The organism is Fulvivirga sp. AWR4_260 (assembly GCF_056158185.1).
This window is the reverse complement of the sequence record NZ_JBSWSU010000015.1, coordinates 3,471,129-3,489,459: the sequence shown is the minus strand read 5'-3', so window position 1 is coordinate 3,489,459 and position 18,331 is coordinate 3,471,129. Positions and strand designations below refer to the sequence as shown.

Genomic DNA, 18,331 nt, shown 5'->3' with positions numbered 1-18,331 from the left:
CTTGCCGCTATGAGGAAGATCAGCCATTCCATTTAATGAAGGAAAAATCTTATTAAGAGGCTGCGATAAATATAAAATAGCCTACAGGCACCTGCTTAGTAGCCAATTTGGGACAGTATTAATTGAATATGATATTTTACCTTGATGTAGGTTGAAGCTTCTTGGGCTTTAAATTTAGTGCTATTATTAGTGAAAGGGAGCCTAAAATAAGCCATGATATATCTACGAAAAATGAATCAGTATAACCTAGAGATATCGATTTCCAAAACCATAGTCCAGAGTTTAGTCCATTACATACAGGTATGAGTATACCAAACGTACCAGCCAGAATTAGGGCATTCTTATTAATGTTAAAATAGTTTTTGCTCATATATCCATAGGCAGTATAGCTCAGCCAAAAAGCTAAAAATATCCAACTGATGATGGTAAAACGATGATCTGTAGTAGGCATCACTTTAGTAAGTATAAATAGCAAAGCAATAGACGGATATAGTCCCAGGCATGCTCCGAGATAAATGGACCCTACATTGGTATTAAATTGATGTTGAGAAGCGTATTTCTTATTATCACGGGCTTTTAGCCATATCATGACCCCGGAAATAATTACCAGACAGGTAAGTAGGGCTAGGAGAAAATAAATTATTTTCAGAAAATAGCCGCCATAGTTTCCAAAATGTATTTTATGAAGAAACTCTACCATACCTACTGCATATTGAGGTAGATCTTTAGCTTGCTTTTCGTGTATCAAATGCCCATCGGCCAGGCTGTATACTTGCTCTACGGTATTAAAAAAGCTGCTTTTTTGATCGTTAATAATATTTACTACCAAATGAGCATTTTCATCGTGATAGCTTTTTACTGATAGGCTAATTATTTTTTCAGCTTTTTTTGGCAGTAGTTCTATGGTTTGTGAGACTAAATTATTGATAGAAACGGAAGAGTCAGTATAGCCTTTTAACTCGAAGTGCTGCGTGCCGGGAGAAGGAAATACCTCTTCAAGGGCTGTTTGTAAATTGCCTCCATAAAGTACTTTGGCATAAGGGAAAAACAGCAAAACCGAAAGCCCAAACACAGTGCCGGTAATGGCATACATAAGCTGGTAAGGTAGACCTATGATTCCTAAAGTGGTGTGGGCATTGGTCCATAAATTTTTTAATGAGCTTTTAAGTCTAAAAGTAAAGAAATGAGAAATAATCTTATCCCAATGAATGATGAGTCCGGTAATAATGGCAAAGAGAAAAAATATAGAAACAAGCCCGGAAATAAAAATGCCTACTTTAGGAATTTGATTGAAATAATGTAAATTGAATAGAAAGTGACCCAATTCTGCTTTTGGGGCATTTGTATTTTCTTTTTTATCAATTAAATGACTTTCGGCACTGATCTCTAGTTTTATGGGGCCTTTGGCCACAGCAGGGGGTAGAATGTTAAGTTTACTGGCTACTGCTGTAGTGTCAGCCACCGGACGAGAGGTAACAGTAACTTTTCCATTGTGCCCACCTATCAGGAAGTCTCGCCCATGCATGTTATATCCTTTGGCAGCTACTTCTTGTATTACCTGATCATAGTCTATAAGTGTGTTTGAAGATCTTGGTTCGTTTATTTCCCAGTGATCAATATTTTCCATGAATAGAGCGAAGGAGCCGGCCAGGAAAATTACGTATAAACCAATGCTAATTACAATACCACTTACCGTGTGGGTGTTAAAGAAAACATTATAATCTCTCTTGTTCATGTTAAAATTTTAGAAGATTAAACACTTTTTCCTAAGTAAATAAATGCTACGCTGAATGCTATGATAAGCAATAGTATGCACCAGATGTGCCACACCTTAGGCACCCAATATGTAACCACAATTAAACCCACCCATAAAATAAACATGGAAAACACTGAAGTACCCCATACTAAAGTAGGGCGAAGCCAGGTGGCCAGGGCCAGATGAAAACTCAGAGAGGCTATTAAACCACCAATTATTGCTGCTGTAATCTTACCAAATTTTACCCAGCCAGAGGTGGTAAGGTATTTCGGATTTGCGGGCATATTATCAAATTTGAAAGGTGTGAAATAAGTATTCAGCTGCTGCTATAATTCCTATAATTAGCGCTAGGTGTAGGGGTTTAACCCTATGAAAGGGGGCAAGTAGTGTGGTAGCACTTGCTACAAAAATCCACATACATGCGCTGGTTAAAATAGCGATGGTAAGCCCTATATGGCTCGCTAATATCAGGATGCTCAAAAAAAAGAGGCACCCTGATAGAAATCTTGATATAGACCCATGTGCAGCAAGCCACAGAGCAATGCCTTTTTTATTATATTCTACCCGTTCACTTGCAGAGTAGAGGCACCACACTGAAAAAAAACTGCTTAGTAATGATAGGCTGTACATAAGTCTAATTTTAATTGAAATAATGATTACTTCTGAATTTCTAAATAACCTATAGCTCGGGGATAGGTGTCAGTAATATCAAATGCATGTGAGAAGGTGTTATCACTATTGAGTACATAATACCCAGATCCTTCAGAATCATTTTTTACCTGAAAGAATACTTCTCCATTTACGTCAAATAGGTTGCCATCAGCATGACCGAATGTAGTGGCAGGCGCCCCCGTCACTTTATTGGCTGATTTAGTTTCAGTATCTACAGCATAAACATTGTAAAAGGTGTTCATCATGTTAGAATAATCAGCGGCAATGGGCTCATCGGAGCAGTCTACATATAATTTGCCATTAGTATAAGCTATTGACCATACCAGTCCATTTGCTCCGTTGCTTAGTATATCAGATCCGGTAAGGAGCCAATCTTGGTCAAAGTCCGTTTCTCCTGCCTTAATTCTAAATAAGCAAGATGAAGGCACATTACCGTTGTCATCTTTAGCAAACAGGGCATGGGTAGACATATAAATGGTACCATCTTCAGTCACTAAAAGAGCGGGGTACTCTGTTATTCCCTGATGGCCTTGGTCATATACTTCCGCTTCGTGCTCTATCAGCTTTTCTGCAATACCACTGCTGATATCAAATACTACCATGGTATAGTGAGGAGGCAACGTGCCCTCAGGGGCATCTTCTTTCACTTCATATTCTACATTGGCAAATAGTTTTCCTCCTGAAGCTACCAGCGTTTGACTTCCTACCTGAATATTATATTTGGCCAGATCATCTTCAGAAAATAAAGACGAGGCGTCAACAGAGCCTGTTCGTGACATGGTGGTAGGGTTGAAAGTCTGCACACCAAGCGCACTGAGGTCTGCATCCGAATAAAAACCGGTATTTTCATCTACTATGAAATAATTGGGTGCCGCAGAAGAACTGATGAAGCCGTCAGTGAGCAAGGCTCCTGTAGCATCCAAACTATAGCGTACTATGCCTGTTTCGCCAGTGAATTTAAATTTTTTGAATGCCCATTTATTATCTATAACAGAAAAACGTCCGTAAGCATCTACCTGAGTGGTATTGGTGCTTACATTATCTATGTCTCCTTCTGGTAGTGTGTCATACAAAGTTAAATATGCTTCACCCGTGGCAAGCTTTTCTGTAGAAGACATAACCAGGTATCTCCCTTGGGCATTTTCTGCTGGCTGTGCGTCATCATCATCACTGGAGCAGGCCAACAGAAAAGTGATCAGAAGAAAGGGTAAAAGGTAAATAGTTTTTATATGTTTCATTATTAATTAATTGTTTGATAGTTAAAAGTTTAAGGAATAAGTGAGCTTGAAATGGAAGCTTCTTCCTGCATTTTGAATTTTGAAATTGTCATACACCGCTTGGTTGAATATATTTTTCACTTCAATGCCGGTAGAGAGTTTTTTATCCTTATTCGGTATCCAAACCCATCCTACAGAATGCAGATGTTGTGAATCCATATATAAAGGGGTTTCCAGACCGGGATCTCCCCATAACTGTAGAAATCCATCTGGTTCTAAATCTTTGGGAATTCTTTTAAGGAAGTAAGCATGTACATAAGAATAGTTCCAATAACCTTTTACTATGTCTTTTTTTGTAAATACACTTTCGAAATTGGCCTCTAAGCCGATATTAGCGAAGAAGTAAGGCATATTGTTAACCCTGGCACCATCATAGAGAGCTGTCTCATCTTCCTGATGACCTACTTGTCTGAAACTTTGATAGGTCATATTACCGTTCAGTTTAAAATGGCTCAGGAAACTATACTGAGCAGATGTTTCTAAACCATATCCTCGCACCTTGTTCAGGTTTTCATTAATACTGAAAAATCCACTTTCCGAGAGCCTGGTAGCAATCATATCCTTGGTATATCTATAGAAAAAATTAAAGTCCATTATAAGAGGGTTGTCATTTTCACGGTGCATGCTCAGGTTAATGTTAGTGCTGCGTTCGGGGTTAAGGCCAAAATTGGCAAGCAGCATATCACCGTCACCAAATATTTCACGCTGAGAGGGGAGTCTGGTGGCTTGCTCAGCAGAAAAGCGTAAATAGGAGCTTTTTCTTAAGGCGTACTTTATCGAATTACCAGCACCAAAGGTTGATATGCTGGCAGCTTCTTCTTCATCACTTACCAGACCGGTAGTGATATCATAAGAAAGTCCGCTGGAATGAGAATCATAATATTTTACCTGTAAGCTGTTTTGTATTTTCTCATCTTTTATATCGCTATCCAGAGCCAGGCCTACCACCAGTTTATTATAATCAGCGGGCAGGCTGATCAGTCTTACCGGGTTTTCTCCTTCTGTCATTTCCCCATAAGGATCATCACCCTCTTGCTCATATTTATTATATACCGTATTCAGCGTGAGGGTATTTTTAGGATTTAGGCTGTAGGTGACGGTAGTCTGGGAAGTGGTGTTGTACATATCCATAGTGGTGAGATTAGCGCTGCCGCCCTCTCCAGGCTCCTGCCCGTTTGTATTAGGTATGTATTTGCCTAACCAGTCATACCTACCACTTAAAGTATCCACCGCTACACGAGTAATCTTGCTGTATGTTAAAAACTGATCCAGTTTCAGTTTTTTATTGAAAAAGGCTTTTTTCCAACGAAATGTAGGGATAATATGTGCCTCCTGAGTGTTATAAGCAGCTCCTAACGGATACTGCATGAGCTGGCCAAACTGGTTTTCTCTATGTAGTTTGAAGTTAATAGCAGAAACCTTGAGTTCATCTGCCCAGGTAAGATCAGCTAGTCCTGCATAAGCTTCAATGTAGTGTTGTCGAAAAGCATTATGAAATAGCCTCGCTTCGATAGGAATTTCATTACGCGTTTCCTCATCTGCGTAGTTTACATCTACCTTATAATCGTTATCTGAATAATTGAAAAAGGCTTCTATTCCTCCAAATACTTTTTTGTTTTTAGAAACTATATTAGCATTTAAGGTGGCGCGGTTGGTGTTAAAAGAGGCTATTTCATAAGAGGCAGATATGCCGCTGGAGCTTTTGCTCTGAGATACCAAGTTTAAGGCACCTCCTAAGGCGTCAGATCCCAGCTGTGCAGGTAAAACCCCTTTATATATTTCTACTCGCTGCAAGGTATTGGTAGGTACTAGCCCTATGCTATAGGCAGTGCCTAGATAATCCATAGGTACTCCGTCTTTAAATACTCGTATGGAGCTGCCCTGAAAGCCATTAAGATTAATTTGAGTAATAGAACCCAGCCCGCCAGACTGTCGGATGCGAATACCGGGGGAGCGGTTAATTAATTCTACTACTGAAGCCGATTGTAGTTTAAATTGCTCTGTTTCAATTACCTGTATTTTAATAGGTTCAGATTTCTTTAATTCGTTTATACTCTTACTTTTGATGAGAACTTCATCTAGTTGTTTGTCTTTAGGGGTTAATTGAACTTGTAGGTGAGTAGTATGACCGGATAATAATTCAATGGCGATAGTTTTTGTGTCAAAACCGATATAATGTACTTCCAAGTTGTAATTTCCTGTATGTGAAGTGGATAGGGAGAAGTGGCCATCGGAGTCAGTAGCTGTGCCAGAAGAGGTGCCTTTAATCAGTATGGTAGCGCCATATAGTGGGGCTTTATTCTGTCCTGTAACTGTTCCGGAAATGATAGATTGACCCAATACGGGGGTAATGAAAATAGAAAAAAGCAGAAATAGCGTATTTTTGCCGTATCTTAGCATTTATTTAGACTAATTATGAATAGTGATGCAAACCTAATTTTCTATTCAAAATAGTTGATAACGCAATACGCATTATAACCTACGCAAATGAGCGTTTTCAATGGAAGAGGATCAATAGTAGTAACTAACTTGATAGAATTTGGACAAGACCTTTAATAAATCAGTGTATTTGGAAGGAGCCAGAATCTTTTTTAGAAATATGGACTTTGGTGCTCCTATGGAGTTTGATATCAATCATGATTTTCCTTTTATAAAGCTTCAGTTTGTATTTAATGGCAAGTTTCATTACGAACCTTCGACCGACAGAGGTATACCTGTAACTATAGAGGAGGGGCAGTATAATTTTTTTTACTTGCCAGAAGTTCAGGGTAAATTAATGGTGAAACCTTTTGAGGTTAGTTCTGTAGATATTGAGTGTGGAGAGGAGTTTTTTAAAAGATTGTTTAAGCATGATCTTTTTAAGATTAGTAGTTCATTTGGAGAAGCCCTAAAGAGTAGGGAGCCGTTTAAAATGTTTGAACATAGTGTGGGTATAGACACCTTTTTGAAAGAGAAGGTGGAAGAAATTATTAAAACCTCTCAGCAAAAAGAGGTGGATATTATTTACATTGAAACACAGTTAAATGCGATATTCAGATATCTCTTTGAGCATTTAAGTAAAGTGGAATCTAAACGCAGGCCCAGTCTTTTGAGTAATGCTGAAATGCAGAAGGTGGTGAAAGCCGAAGAAATTTTACGAAGCGACCTTAAAAAATCCATCACTGTAGATGAGCTTGCAACAGCAGTGGGTACTAACCGGTACAAGCTGAATAGAAATTTTAAAAAGGTATATCATGAGCCTGTGTTTTCCTACTTAACACACCTGCGCATGATAGAGGCTAAAACTATGCTGGTGAAGAGAAAGATGAATGTATCTGAGGTGGCAGATAGTGTAGGTTATAAAAATCCTCAACACTTTACCACAGCGTTTAAGAAACATTTTGGGTACGTGCCCAGCCAGCTGTTGGCTTAGTACATGGTTTTTTATTAATGGCTGCGGTATTAATTTATGACAGGCTCATAAGGCAATAATTAATAAGTGAGAAAAAGTAATCTTCCTGAATAAACAGGAAGATTACCCAACTTGCATCTAATAACAACCAACGGTAAATGTAGTCTTACGAAGGCATGGTTCTTACATATCTTATGTACCCTTTTCCTTCAAATTTATTAGTAATGTTTGCTGTAGTTAAAGGAAACTCCAAGTCATCAGTATAATACTTTTGTCCTTCTACAGCCGTTTCAAACCTTAATTTGTATCCGGCATCAATTTTATCAGCATCTACATCAATTAAGCAAACTGTCCTTTCACCACCTGCTATAGTAGCGCTACTTGTGCCATCTATTTTTTTGTCGTTAGTCTGGTAGAAGTTCCACCATTCTGTTAGATCGTGGTACCATTGTTCATCTTCTCCTACTACATGAAGGGTTCTCTCATATTTTCCTTCGGGGTTTATGAGTGAAATAACTATGTAAGCACCTTCTCCTTCATAATTAGTAAGCTGTACCAGACATTTAAGAGATTTAGATTCATTAGGAGCTTTAAAGGCCAGAGACGCAGATGCGATAGCTAGAAAGCCTAGCAGTATATAAAATTTAGATTTCATTTATTTATTGTAAAAATTGTAAATCCATGCCAGTGTTATTCAAGGCTTCATTTTCCTGAGCCAGATCATAAGCGGTTTCATCGAAGCCCGTTTTATCTTGCTTATTAGCTCCTGCACCTACCAGATAAGTTAAAATTTTGCCATCGGTAGCTTTCATCGCAGCCAGGTGAAGTGGCGTGGTGCCATTGGCATCTTTGGCATTTACATCTGCACCTGCATCAACAAGTGTTTTAATCAGCGTTAGATCATTTTTAGTAGCGGCAAAATGTAATAATGATTGTTCTTTTTCCTGTTTAGAATTAAACTTATATCCTGCATTTTTAAGGATAGATACTTTTTCATTGAACGCATCATTGTTTTGGTTGCCCCTATGTCTACCACCTGGTACCCTGTAAGACTCTACCAGATAGTAACCCACATCATTACCTTTCTCGTCTTTGATGGATATATCTGCTCCTTTTTTCAATAATAGAGATACTGCCTCGGGCTGGTTTCTGTTTACAGCCAGCATCAGCGCTGTTTGGCCCTCTTTGTTCGTTTTATTGATGGTTTTCTTTTTTAGGTAGGGCAGCATAAGGCTTACTACTTCCGCACTTTGGCTATGTGCTGCATTAATAAATGGTGTATTGCCTTCATGATCCACTTGGTTTATGTCCACACCTTTTTCCAAAAAGTACTTCACTATTTCTTCCTGCTCTTTTTTGCCAGCTATAGCATGCAGTACATTTCTGCCATCTTTAGAGGTGATTTTAGGATTTATTTTAAGGTCATCTACCAGATATTGGTAAACTTCAATGGAATTAGCGGTTCTGTAGGTACCTTGTGAAGCCACAAGCAGCACGTCATCATCATATTTTACACCTCGCTCAAGCAGTTTTTTCATGTTAGAAACATTCCCAATTTTGGCCGCGTGGGTGAAAGCAGTATAACCGTTATTATCTGTTGTGTTTATTGAAAGACCTTTAGATACCAGATAGTCTGTTATTACCAAATCTTTATCGTAAGGAATAGAGAGTAGGAGAATGTCTGCTCCCTCTTTAGATTCATATTTTTTCTTAATATCGAGGCCGTTATTGATGAAAACATCAATAACCTCTTTATTCAAATGGCCTTGAAAACCGGCAAAGGTTAATGCCGTATGACCGTGAGAGTCCATAAAGTCCATGTCAGATCCTTTTTTGATGAGGTAATCTGTTATTTCGGCATTTCCTTTATTTGCAGCCCAGTGCAGGTATATTCGTCCCTCTACTGTTAAGTGTTTAAGGTCTACACCTGGTTGATCTATTAAGTATTTTATTACCTCAGGGTTAGCATTGCTTACTATAGATAAGGAGATAGGATCTGACATACCAGCCACTTCAGCAAAGTCAAAACCTTTTTTAACTTCGGCTTTGACCTGATCTAGGCTGGGGTTTGTTTTCCAAAATTCCCTGTCTGTTAGCGGGCTAGATGAAGTGTGTGGTTGTGCATTAATATGGAATGCAGCCATGGTTATAAAAACCATTAAGTGAAGTAGTGTTTTCATAATTAACGTTTAATTAAGAAAGAAGCAGATGCCACCCGGCATTATACCGGAGCACCTACTTCTACTATTAACTAATTAATAAGATAGTTTTGCTAATCCTCCTATACTTGTAGCGCCCTCTACTACTACTCCTTTGGTGGCTGTAGCTGTAACTGGGTCTATCACATATACAGTAGGGTCTGCATCTAATGTGGTAATAGGTACATAGGCTAAATCATCTGCAGACAGTGGCCAGCCAATATTCTGGATATTGTCAAGGGCCGGCCATCCTGTAATCCATGAGAATGATTTAGTTTCTACGTTTACAATTCCGTATTGGGTAGCAGCAGTGCCATTACCAGGGTTCTCTTCGTTGTAGAATTCCAGCATGAAATACGCCCCTGTTATATGGAATACTTTTCTGAAAGAGTAGTTAGATTCTGCTTGTATATCAAAGTAATAGTCAGTGTCAAAGTCATCAGCTCCCTGATTGATTCTAAGCACTCCACCGCTTTTTGTTCCTCCATTAGGACTCCCGAAGACATACGTATTGCCGTCATCATCATTAGCTATGAGAGAATACCTTGCCGATCTCCATTGTCCTAGGGCCAAGCCTATTCTATCGTCATCCATAACCTTGATCACGTTTAAGTCTTCATCTAGCTTTACAATGAAACATGTGTCCACACCGTTATCAGGTTGAACAGCAGAAAGGAACGTTCCATCTCCAGCATCTACTATACCTACCAATTGAGCATCTTCGTTTTCTTTTACCAAGCCATTAGTTACTAACTGCTTGCCGGTAATAACGCCATCATTATCTAGGTCTATGAAATAGAAGTTTTGCCCTACGGTTTCATCAGAAAAAGTTACACCTCCTTTGGTAGCTATGATATAGTTTTCAAAAGAACCAATAGATGAAAAACCTGCTGTCATTTGAAAACCTGCACCTACTTCTGTTAAATCACCTGATGTATTGAGCCCGAAAACTCTTCCTAATGAAGGGTTTCCTTGTCTATAATAAAGTGCTAATACAGCTTCTGAGCCGTTGTAGGCATAGTGAGTATAACTTTGAGGGTCTTCTATACCGTTATTGGTGGTTGTAGTGGTGCCTCCATTTAGGCTATCAACAGTTAAGAAGTAAGTACCTTCATTTTCTGCAGCAATAAAAAATTTTGACTGTTCTACTGTTTCCGGATCCGTATCTGGGTCTGGATTTGGCTGTGGGGTAGTAGCATCATCATCGCTATCGCAACTTGCAAAAGCAAGCATAGCTAGTACTATGCTTAAGGCATAAAATTTGAAATTGATTTTCATTATAAGAAATGATTATTGTTATAGAATTTGATTAAGTTGTTCTTGTTAATTTTTCTTTACAAAATGATAGCTCACCTTCACATTGAAGCTTCTTCCTGGTTTTTGCAGGCTGAAATTGTCGTACAGAGAGGCGTCAGTGAAATTGAGTGCTTCTAAGCTGAGATTGTACCGTTGCTTAGACATGGAGTAGCTAATAGATAAGTCATGGTATAACTGCTTAGGTAGGGTAGCTTTATTGTTGCCATTGCCCTGGCTTTCCCATAGCAGGTAAAATTTGCCTACAAAATTGAAAGTATAGTTTATGGTTAGCGTATTGCCTTTTCTCCATAGGTTATGTGCATAGTATACGGCATCGGTATTGCCGTAGAAATAAGGAATATTGGGCATTCGGTTATCGTAGAATGGACTTTGTACCGTTGATTGAGCGTCTCTATATTTTTCCTTATTGAGAAGACTCATATAAGTTGCTGTTCCGCCTATCATCAGCTTATTTTTATAATAATATCTAAGCTCCATGTCTACTCCTATATTTCTTACCCTACCAAAATTCACGTTATTCATGGTGGCATATTTTGCATCTTGCACTTGACGAATAAAATCTTTATTTAACCTGTAGTACCCGCTTATATCGGCATATAACACATGCTTTTCATGCAGTGCTTTATTGATAGATGCCCCCAGATTTACGTTTGTTGAATTTTCTGCTTTAAGGCTGGCATTGGAAGTGGTAAGGTTTTCATCACCAAATAGTTGTTGGCCTGAGGGTAATTTGTAAGCCTTTTCTACAGAAGCTTTAATTTGAATGTCATCATTTAAAAAGCGTGTTAAAGCTATACCGTAGCCAGAGGTTTGGAATGACCTTTCTTGTTCTTCATAATGCGAGCTATTGCCTACGGTAGCAGTATCCACTGGGCCTATTATATGCTGATAGTAATTTTTCCAAAACAGGTTGATATTCCATTTAGAATTGGGCCGATAGACGTATGACAGCCCCAATACATTTTTGAGGGAAACACGCCTCATAGTATCAGCGGCCGATAGCTCCTCAGCAGGTACGCTATTGGATGCTTTTCTCGTGTACCCTGTTATTACATCGTTGGCTATAAATGAATGATGCTTATTGAGTTTATAAGAAATATTGGCAGTGGAAGAGTAGTTTTTGTTTTTGTATTTAGACAGGGTGTTGATACCTTTTTCTCCTTTTGTTCTGGTTTTTGTAAACTCTCCATACCAGTTATATAACCGTGAGGTAGTATCTACATTTTCATTATAATTATAGTTGTAGTTACCCGTAAGCCTTAAAGAAAGATGCTTAGTTAGAAAATCTCTTTTGTAATATTCCAGAGAGGGTAGGAAGGTAGCCGCAGATTGGGTAATGGCACCGTATACTACTTCCATAGTGCTGGCATTTTGAACATCCTGCTCTACCTTTCCGGTAGTGAAACCCAAAAATATTCGGTCTGCCCACGGTTTCTTTATAAAACCAATTTTAGCCATAACAGTCTGGTTTTTATAGGCATCATGAAACCTTCTTGCGGTATAGTCTCCCCAGATGTACTGTCCGGTAGAAACGTTTAGCATTTTGTCTAAATGAACTTTATAATCGTTGTCTGAATAATTTATGAAAGAATTTAGCTGGAAGGAAAAACCATTTTTAGTAGTATGACCTACGCTGATACTGCCTTTGTGGGTGTTAAAGGAGCCATAAGAATACGAAGCATCAAAATATGTATTTGCAGATTGATTTGTAACGATGTTAATAGCGCCACCAATGGCATCTGAGCCAAATTCTATAGGCACTACACCTTTGTAAACTTCTATTCTGTTGGCTATGGAAACGGGTATGTTGTTTAACTGAAATGCAGCACCAAATCCACTCATAGGTACGCCATCCATAAAAACTTTTACACGTCTTCCTGTAAAGCCATTGAGTGAAATAGACATGGAGGAGCCCATTCCACCAGAAGATCTGATTTTAACTCCGGAGGCTTTGTTGAGCATGCCACTTACGTCCATAGTAGAATTATGAAGGGGTTTAGCATCTAAAGCCACTACGTTATATGGAGATTCTTTTATCTGCTCTATAGCCTGTGCTGAGATCTCCACTTCATTGAGTTGTGCTACCACCTCGTGGAGGAGTACATTTATATCTTTTTGTTCTCCTTGAGCCAGTGTAAGCGGCACTGACTTTTCTTCGTATCCTATCAGCCTGAATTGTAGATTGTGTTTACCGGCAGGAACGGTCAGCGTATAGGTACCGTTTGAATTGGTCTGTGTAGCCAAAGAAAGATTTTTTATGTACACCATCACGCTGGGTAATGGGCCTTCGGGCGAGGTTACCGTTCCGCTGATTTGCGCAGTCTGCTGCTGAGCAAAACCGCTAACAGCAGAAAGGCAGAGGATTATCAAAAAGCTGGCAGTTGATTTCAATAATTATTTTTATTTAAACTGATTCTAAATTAGATTGCAAATCTATGTGGTGCGCCAGTAGCACCGATAACAGCAATGGTATAAAAAATGACGATATCCGTATTATGTACATAAGGTCAGAGCTGAAAGAGAATAGGAGGGTTTTGGTAGACGTAGACTTGGCCGATGAGTATCAGATTACAGGTGATGTTACCCGCTTAACCCATAAAATAGATCATGATTTTTTAGTAGGTAAGTGTTCTGTGTTTTACACTGATGGGTTTTGTATTATTAATAATAAATACGATGTATTAACCACTAATATTGACCTTATAACTGTAGGAGCTGATTATATACAGATTTCATTATTGGCTACTGGTAAATCCAGAATCATTAAAAAGGATAAAAGACCAATCAAGGATATTCCGCAAGGGGTGCTACAGCTTGCTTTTAGAAAAAAGATCAATACGCAGGTGTTAATGCCAGAAGATAGCGATGAGCCCCTCAATTATTTCAGGCTATTTTTATCTCGTTCGTTTTATCTTGCGTTGCTTTCTGGAGAAGATTGGCGTAACGATGATATTTTCCATAGAGAGGTTAGACAAGGTAATTATATCAGTTTTGGACAAATAGTGTTGCCAGCAAGTTTTAAGTTGGTAGAGATATTGGGAGAGCTTTTAGACCATAATTTAAGAGGTGAAGTGGCTCAGTATTTCGTAAAGACCAAACTGAAAGAATTATTCTTGATGATGCACATTTATAAGACATCAGAGAGTGTTCCTGCTGATCTCATGGCTTCGGAAAATTTAGTTAAAGCCAAAACATTTTTAGATAACCATTATCGTAACCCTCCCACCATTAAGCAGCTATCGAAAATAGTATCTTTAAATGAGTTAAAATTGAAACAAGGTTTTAAAGAGGCTTTTGGTACTTCTATAAGAGCTTACGTGATAGCTCTCCGCATGCAAAAGGCGCGTAAAATGTTAAATTCTAATCATAGCGTGGGGGAGATAGCTTATTCTTTAGGTTATAAAAATGTCTCTCATTTCATAGCTACTTATAAAAAGACCTTTGGAGTTACTCCCAAACAGGCAGGTATTTAGGGAGCGGTCTTCAGAGGGTACTGGCATGTAATAGCGGCAATGAAAATTAGCGATTAAAATTTAAGGTAGTAAAACTTAAGTGAGTGAAATTTCTGCTCATCAGTTGTGGGATATAAAAAAGAAGCCGCACAACTGGGGGCGGCTTCAATGGGTTCAGGTGAGAAGTAAATGTAAGTAACTGGTTACAGCTCTTTATATCTGAATTTTAGATAAGGGTAGTTATCAGGAGCAAAACCACCGTTAGGGCTTCCATCATAGTATATATCCTGAATTTCCACAGCATAAGTTGCTGAATCATCGGTAATTACTAAAGTTATATTTGTTCCATTTTCTACTAAAGGATATAGCGTATGAGTAACAAAATGATAATTGTACCATCCTGGCTCAGTGGTATTGATAGAGTAATCGCCACTAGATGGAGATATTTCCCACATAGTACGGTTGTTTCCTAGCTCAGTAATAGGGCCATTAGTAGAGGTGCTGATGGTTACATCATCAAATGCAGTGTTAGTCCAATACATGGTGTATGGAGAAGAAACGGTGCCATTAGCACTACCACTAAACTCAATCCAATGATCTGAAGCAGTACCTCCATCATTTATTGATAAATCAAAATAGTATTCAGAATTAGCTTCGTGCTCATCTTCTGTAGTGCCGGCTATTCCTTGAAAGAAATTTTCTACAGAATAAACATCACCATCTCTGGTAATGTCGCCATGAGTTTCATCTTCTTCAAAAGAGGCCGTTTCACCATCGGCAAGGCTTACCGCTAATTCGTCTATTGCAAGGGGCTGTTCTGGTCGCACTTCTTCTTCCTGACAGGCAGACAGTACTACTACAACCAGAAGCATGCATAAAAATAGGTTTGTAATTCTTTGATTTTGAGTTAATTTAGGATTGCTTTTTGAATCCCGTAATTGAATTAATTTCATAATTATTTAATTATTGGTTATTTGTAATGAGATTTAAGAGGCATGAGCCGGACAGTTCCAGTGTTCGGCTTACCTTTCATTTACTTCTTTACCTGGGTTATAAAAATTAGTTGTTTTCAATAATAAGCAGTGGGGCTTCCGTAGATCTAATCCGGTAGGCTCCCGTTTTGTCATTGCGCGAATCGTATAAATTAATTCTAAAAGCATAGTAGTCTCCTAAAGTGGCTTCTTCAGGAATATTATAAGTAACAGAGTTATCGGTATGGCTTACATATTCTAAAAGCACTCCATTAGTATCATTTCTATAGTCATCATATGTAGGATATGCTTTAGCGTCTACTACAGGCACGGCCTGGTTTCTGTTTTCTCCAAAATAGCTGCCTGTTAAGGTTAGCGTTTCTCCTCTGGTAGCGGTAATGGTTTCTGTTATTTCATCGAAGCTAGGCGAGGTGAATTCTACATATAGAATTGCAGAGTCTGATATTATCTCTTTCTCTCCGCTTACAATTTTCAATAAATGAAATCCTGTATCTAGTGGGGTGGTACCTTCTTCAGGCAAGGTAAAATAAATGGATTCTCCAAAGCCATCTGCATTACTTTCATTGACAGCATCTATGATGACTGGCGTCTCTTTTCCATCTTTTACAGAAACCAGGTATACTTCATTCATTGGCTTGTTTAGCAAATAGCCAGAGCCTACTACATACCTTGGTTGTCCATATTCGGCAGTAGAGACATTTATTTTTTCCAGTGTAAGGTCTACCTGTAGGGGCATTACATTTAGTGTATATACGGTAGTGCTTCCGTCTTGCGCAGTTACGGTGTAAGTTACACCATCTTGTAGCGGTACTTTCTCCATAGAGGAAGGGGAGATGGTAGCATTCTCAGATATCATTATTTCTGGAGTTACAGAATCGGGTAATGATTGTAACGCTGAGGTATATAGGAATATGGTTTCGCCAGAAAGAGCCCCATGCAACTCTATACTGTCCATATCTATATAAAAACTGGTGATTTCACTGTATGGGTATAGCTCATCTACATATTCGGTATCACAAGAGCAATAAATCAAAAAGCTGAATAGAACCAGTGAGAAATTTCTAATATAATTTGAGGTAAAAATTTTCATTATAATTAAGGTTAAAGGTTAGCCGTACGTCACATGTTCGGTTACTAGCACAGGATATTTTAGTGTATAAGATTGCGAGTACATTTCAATGCGCACCTGATAAATTCCTGTAGGCATATTTTCATAACTAGGAAAGCTGGTAGACATTTTTGTACTACTCGGCACGTGGATAAAGGGAGATTCGTATGCTGTGCCATCCTCTGCTATGAAAAATACCTTGCCTACTTGTACCTCATTAGATTTGATCAAAAATCCTGCGCCAGAAAGGTCTAAGCCACCAGCTACCCAGTTTTCAGCTCCGTTGTACATGTATATTGTGCCTTGGCTAAGTGCTAGCGTGTCTTCGGCTGTACTTACTTCATCTACAGTTAGTTCCGGCTGGTCTGAGTGTATTTCTAATTGATATTCTACGCTATGGCCGTTAGCGTCTGTAACGGTATATATAAAGTCATTTTCTCCATTAATGAGAGCCGGTATGTTTTCTATATACTCACCACTGGCCGGACTAATGATGGCACCTTCAGAAATTTCTATTTCTGGCTGAATAATGCTTAAGAAATAGTAATATGGGAGGTATATGTTGATAGTGAGGTTATCTTCACTAATAGCTCCGTAGATGGGTTCATTTAAATTGCTGATTTTAAATTCCATTACCCTGTTAGAAGCCAGAGCCGGAGCTTCAATCGTTTCGGTTTCGGTGCAAGAACCCAGTATCCATGCAATGGATAGCAAAGCGGTCAATTTTTTGAAATGCATATTATTAGTTTTAACTATCGAAAGTTGTTATTAGGTATTATTCCTTGTTATGGTTCAGATCGGTAGATCCATCTCTTTGAATGGCGTAGGTCATAGTAATATAGCCCGGGGTATATGCTCTGTCGGGTACGGTAGGGGCATTTTCATACATGCTATAAATAACCAGTTTTGCATAATTGCCTTTGGCTGTTTTAACTATGATTACTCTGGGTAAAGCATAGCATACGTGGCTTTTTAGAGCCGGATCACCATCAGGGAACATTTTTCCATAGAAGTCATAGTAGGCCCAGCCATAGGAGCTACCCATAAAAAAGTCTAGATAAATATCAGAAGAGCTAAATTCTGTATCTGCAACAGGTACCTCCGGTGTGGCATTGAATGCTTCATCAAATAATTCTTTTTCCGGTAAAATGGTCAATGGCTTGCCAGGGCCAGGGTAGTATTTGGCCTCTACTTCATCTACCATGTTAAGGTATAAAAGTCCCTGGCCGGGACCCCCATAGCCTGGTGAATTGGGGTTGCTGCCATTATTAGCATAGATAGAACTATTATAAGTGCCCGAGAAGCAAATGTCCCATTCGTTAGACAGTGCGTAGTCTTCTGATACAACTTTATTATTTTCCAAACTAAAATAGAGAGGCTTGGCAAAGCCACCTGAATTAGCTAATGTGTCAGCTACCAGATTTTTAATATAGAATGTTTCTATACCTTTTGCTGCTGTAGAGTCATCTTCAGGAGCATCGGGAGCTACATCATCTTCATTGCAGCTAAATGTAAGGACAGCTACAAAAACAAGTAATAATGAACTCAGGTAATGTGTGTACTTGGTTGTTAGCATCTTGATTATGAAGTTGTGATGGTTGCTGATTGATTTGTAAATACCCTTGAAAAATGTTCGAAAGTAGACTGAGCTGTACTTATAGCTGTTTCTTTAGTTTCTTCTGTTGAGGTATTAAGGTCTAGTGTATTGAGAAAACTTCCCCACATTGCACCAGTAGCTGGTCCATAGCCAGAAAAGAAAGATACTCCTTTAGTAATACCTTTTTCTTGCAACATTTTTACAATTATGCTACCACCCATTGTTGACCCTTCGCGTACATAAAGAGCCCCCAGAGCTCCGGCAGCATTATTTATCTCAGGCACACTGCAAGCGGGAAGCTGATCTATGTTAGCGCCTAGTTCTATGATGTCATTTTTTATGTATAATGAGCTGCGTCTTTCTGCATAATCTGGAATTACACTGGTATCTGATAGGTAAGGGGACATGGCATGTTCCAGTGAATGGAAATAACTGAAAAAACACTTAAGAAGATCAGCATAGTCAGCTTCACTACGTAATGATTTAAGCCTTAAAACCACCTTTTTTTCTAAATTTTGATGTGCTTCCTTTGTGGCTTGTTTGATGATAGTGTGTATTGGTTCCATACGTC

Annotated in this window: 15 protein-coding genes; 2 read left to right on the top strand and 13 right to left on the bottom strand. The window is 38.7% G+C overall.

Features of this window, described 5'->3' with window-relative positions; genetic code table 11:
* Positions 1 to 136 precede the first annotated feature (136 nt).
* The 4 genes from ACXACQ_RS20980 to ACXACQ_RS20965 all read right to left on the bottom strand — a co-directional run bounded on the left by ACXACQ_RS20980 (position 137) and on the right by ACXACQ_RS20965 (position 6,105).
* Positions 137 to 1,735 carry a PepSY-associated TM helix domain-containing protein gene (locus ACXACQ_RS20980; RefSeq protein WP_474977959.1) on the bottom strand — a complete coding sequence of 533 codons (1,599 nt, stop codon included), beginning with the start codon at positions 1,733 to 1,735 and terminating at the stop codon, positions 137 to 139.
* Between the two features lie 17 nt (positions 1,736 to 1,752).
* Entirely contained in the window at positions 1,753 to 2,040 is a 288-nt protein-coding gene (locus tag ACXACQ_RS20975) for a hypothetical protein (RefSeq protein ID WP_474977958.1), read from the bottom strand.
* Between the two features lie 372 nt (positions 2,041 to 2,412).
* Positions 2,413 to 3,666, bottom strand: a complete 1,254-nt coding sequence (locus ACXACQ_RS20970) for a hypothetical protein (RefSeq protein ID WP_474977957.1) — start codon at positions 3,664 to 3,666, stop codon at positions 2,413 to 2,415.
* Between the two features lie 21 nt (positions 3,667 to 3,687).
* Positions 3,688 to 6,105 (bottom strand): TonB-dependent receptor, encoded by a 2,418-nt coding sequence (locus ACXACQ_RS20965; RefSeq protein ID WP_474977956.1) that lies wholly within the window; start codon positions 6,103 to 6,105, stop codon positions 3,688 to 3,690.
* A gap of 139 nt (positions 6,106 to 6,244) precedes the next feature.
* Here ACXACQ_RS20965 and ACXACQ_RS20960 point away from each other — a divergent pair, with 139 nt between their 5' ends.
* A complete protein-coding gene (locus ACXACQ_RS20960; RefSeq protein WP_474977955.1) occupies positions 6,245 to 7,117 on the top strand; it encodes a helix-turn-helix domain-containing protein in 873 nt (290 codons plus the stop codon).
* A gap of 145 nt (positions 7,118 to 7,262) precedes the next feature.
* Here the strand turns inward: ACXACQ_RS20960 and ACXACQ_RS20955 are convergent, their stop codons facing one another.
* From ACXACQ_RS20955 to ACXACQ_RS20940, 4 genes are all read right to left on the bottom strand, one after another.
* The gene (locus ACXACQ_RS20955) at positions 7,263 to 7,751 is read right to left on the bottom strand and encodes a DUF2271 domain-containing protein (protein WP_474977954.1); all 489 of its coding nucleotides are present in this window, start codon (positions 7,749 to 7,751) and stop codon (positions 7,263 to 7,265) included.
* Positions 7,752 to 7,755: 4 nt separating this feature from the next.
* Positions 7,756 to 9,276 (bottom strand): ankyrin repeat domain-containing protein, encoded by a 1,521-nt coding sequence (locus ACXACQ_RS20950; protein ID WP_474977953.1) that lies wholly within the window; start codon positions 9,274 to 9,276, stop codon positions 7,756 to 7,758.
* A 75-nt stretch (positions 9,277 to 9,351) separates the two neighbouring features.
* Positions 9,352 to 10,572 (bottom strand): DUF4374 domain-containing protein, encoded by a 1,221-nt coding sequence (locus tag ACXACQ_RS20945; protein ID WP_474977952.1) that lies wholly within the window; start codon positions 10,570 to 10,572, stop codon positions 9,352 to 9,354.
* Between the two features lie 45 nt (positions 10,573 to 10,617).
* The gene (locus ACXACQ_RS20940) at positions 10,618 to 12,981 is read right to left on the bottom strand and encodes a TonB-dependent receptor (RefSeq protein WP_474977951.1); all 2,364 of its coding nucleotides are present in this window, start codon (positions 12,979 to 12,981) and stop codon (positions 10,618 to 10,620) included.
* 65 nt (positions 12,982 to 13,046) lie between these two features.
* On the opposite strand from ACXACQ_RS20940, the gene ACXACQ_RS20935 reads away from it, so the two are divergent.
* The gene (locus ACXACQ_RS20935; protein WP_474977950.1) at positions 13,047 to 14,084 is read left to right on the top strand and encodes a helix-turn-helix transcriptional regulator; all 1,038 of its coding nucleotides are present in this window, start codon (positions 13,047 to 13,049) and stop codon (positions 14,082 to 14,084) included.
* A 182-nt stretch (positions 14,085 to 14,266) separates the two neighbouring features.
* Here the strand turns inward: ACXACQ_RS20935 and ACXACQ_RS20930 are convergent, their stop codons facing one another.
* From ACXACQ_RS20930 to ACXACQ_RS20910, 5 genes are all read right to left on the bottom strand, one after another.
* Complete coding sequence (locus tag ACXACQ_RS20930) at positions 14,267 to 14,935, bottom strand: hypothetical protein (RefSeq protein WP_474977949.1); 669 nt, start codon at positions 14,933 to 14,935, stop codon at positions 14,267 to 14,269.
* 187 nt (positions 14,936 to 15,122) lie between these two features.
* A complete protein-coding gene (locus ACXACQ_RS20925; protein ID WP_474977948.1) occupies positions 15,123 to 16,145 on the bottom strand; it encodes a hypothetical protein in 1,023 nt (340 codons plus the stop codon).
* Between the two features lie 18 nt (positions 16,146 to 16,163).
* On the bottom strand, positions 16,164 to 16,901 hold the full coding sequence (locus ACXACQ_RS20920) for a hypothetical protein (RefSeq protein WP_474977947.1): 738 nt from the start codon (positions 16,899 to 16,901) through the stop codon (positions 16,164 to 16,166).
* A gap of 37 nt (positions 16,902 to 16,938) precedes the next feature.
* Positions 16,939 to 17,739: an HmuY family protein gene (locus ACXACQ_RS20915; RefSeq protein WP_474977946.1), complete on the bottom strand. Its 801-nt coding sequence runs from the start codon at positions 17,737 to 17,739 to the stop codon at positions 16,939 to 16,941.
* 5 nt (positions 17,740 to 17,744) lie between these two features.
* Positions 17,745 to 18,326 carry a biliverdin-producing heme oxygenase gene (locus tag ACXACQ_RS20910; RefSeq protein ID WP_474977945.1) on the bottom strand — a complete coding sequence of 194 codons (582 nt, stop codon included), beginning with the start codon at positions 18,324 to 18,326 and terminating at the stop codon, positions 17,745 to 17,747.
* Positions 18,327 to 18,331 lie beyond the last annotated feature (5 nt).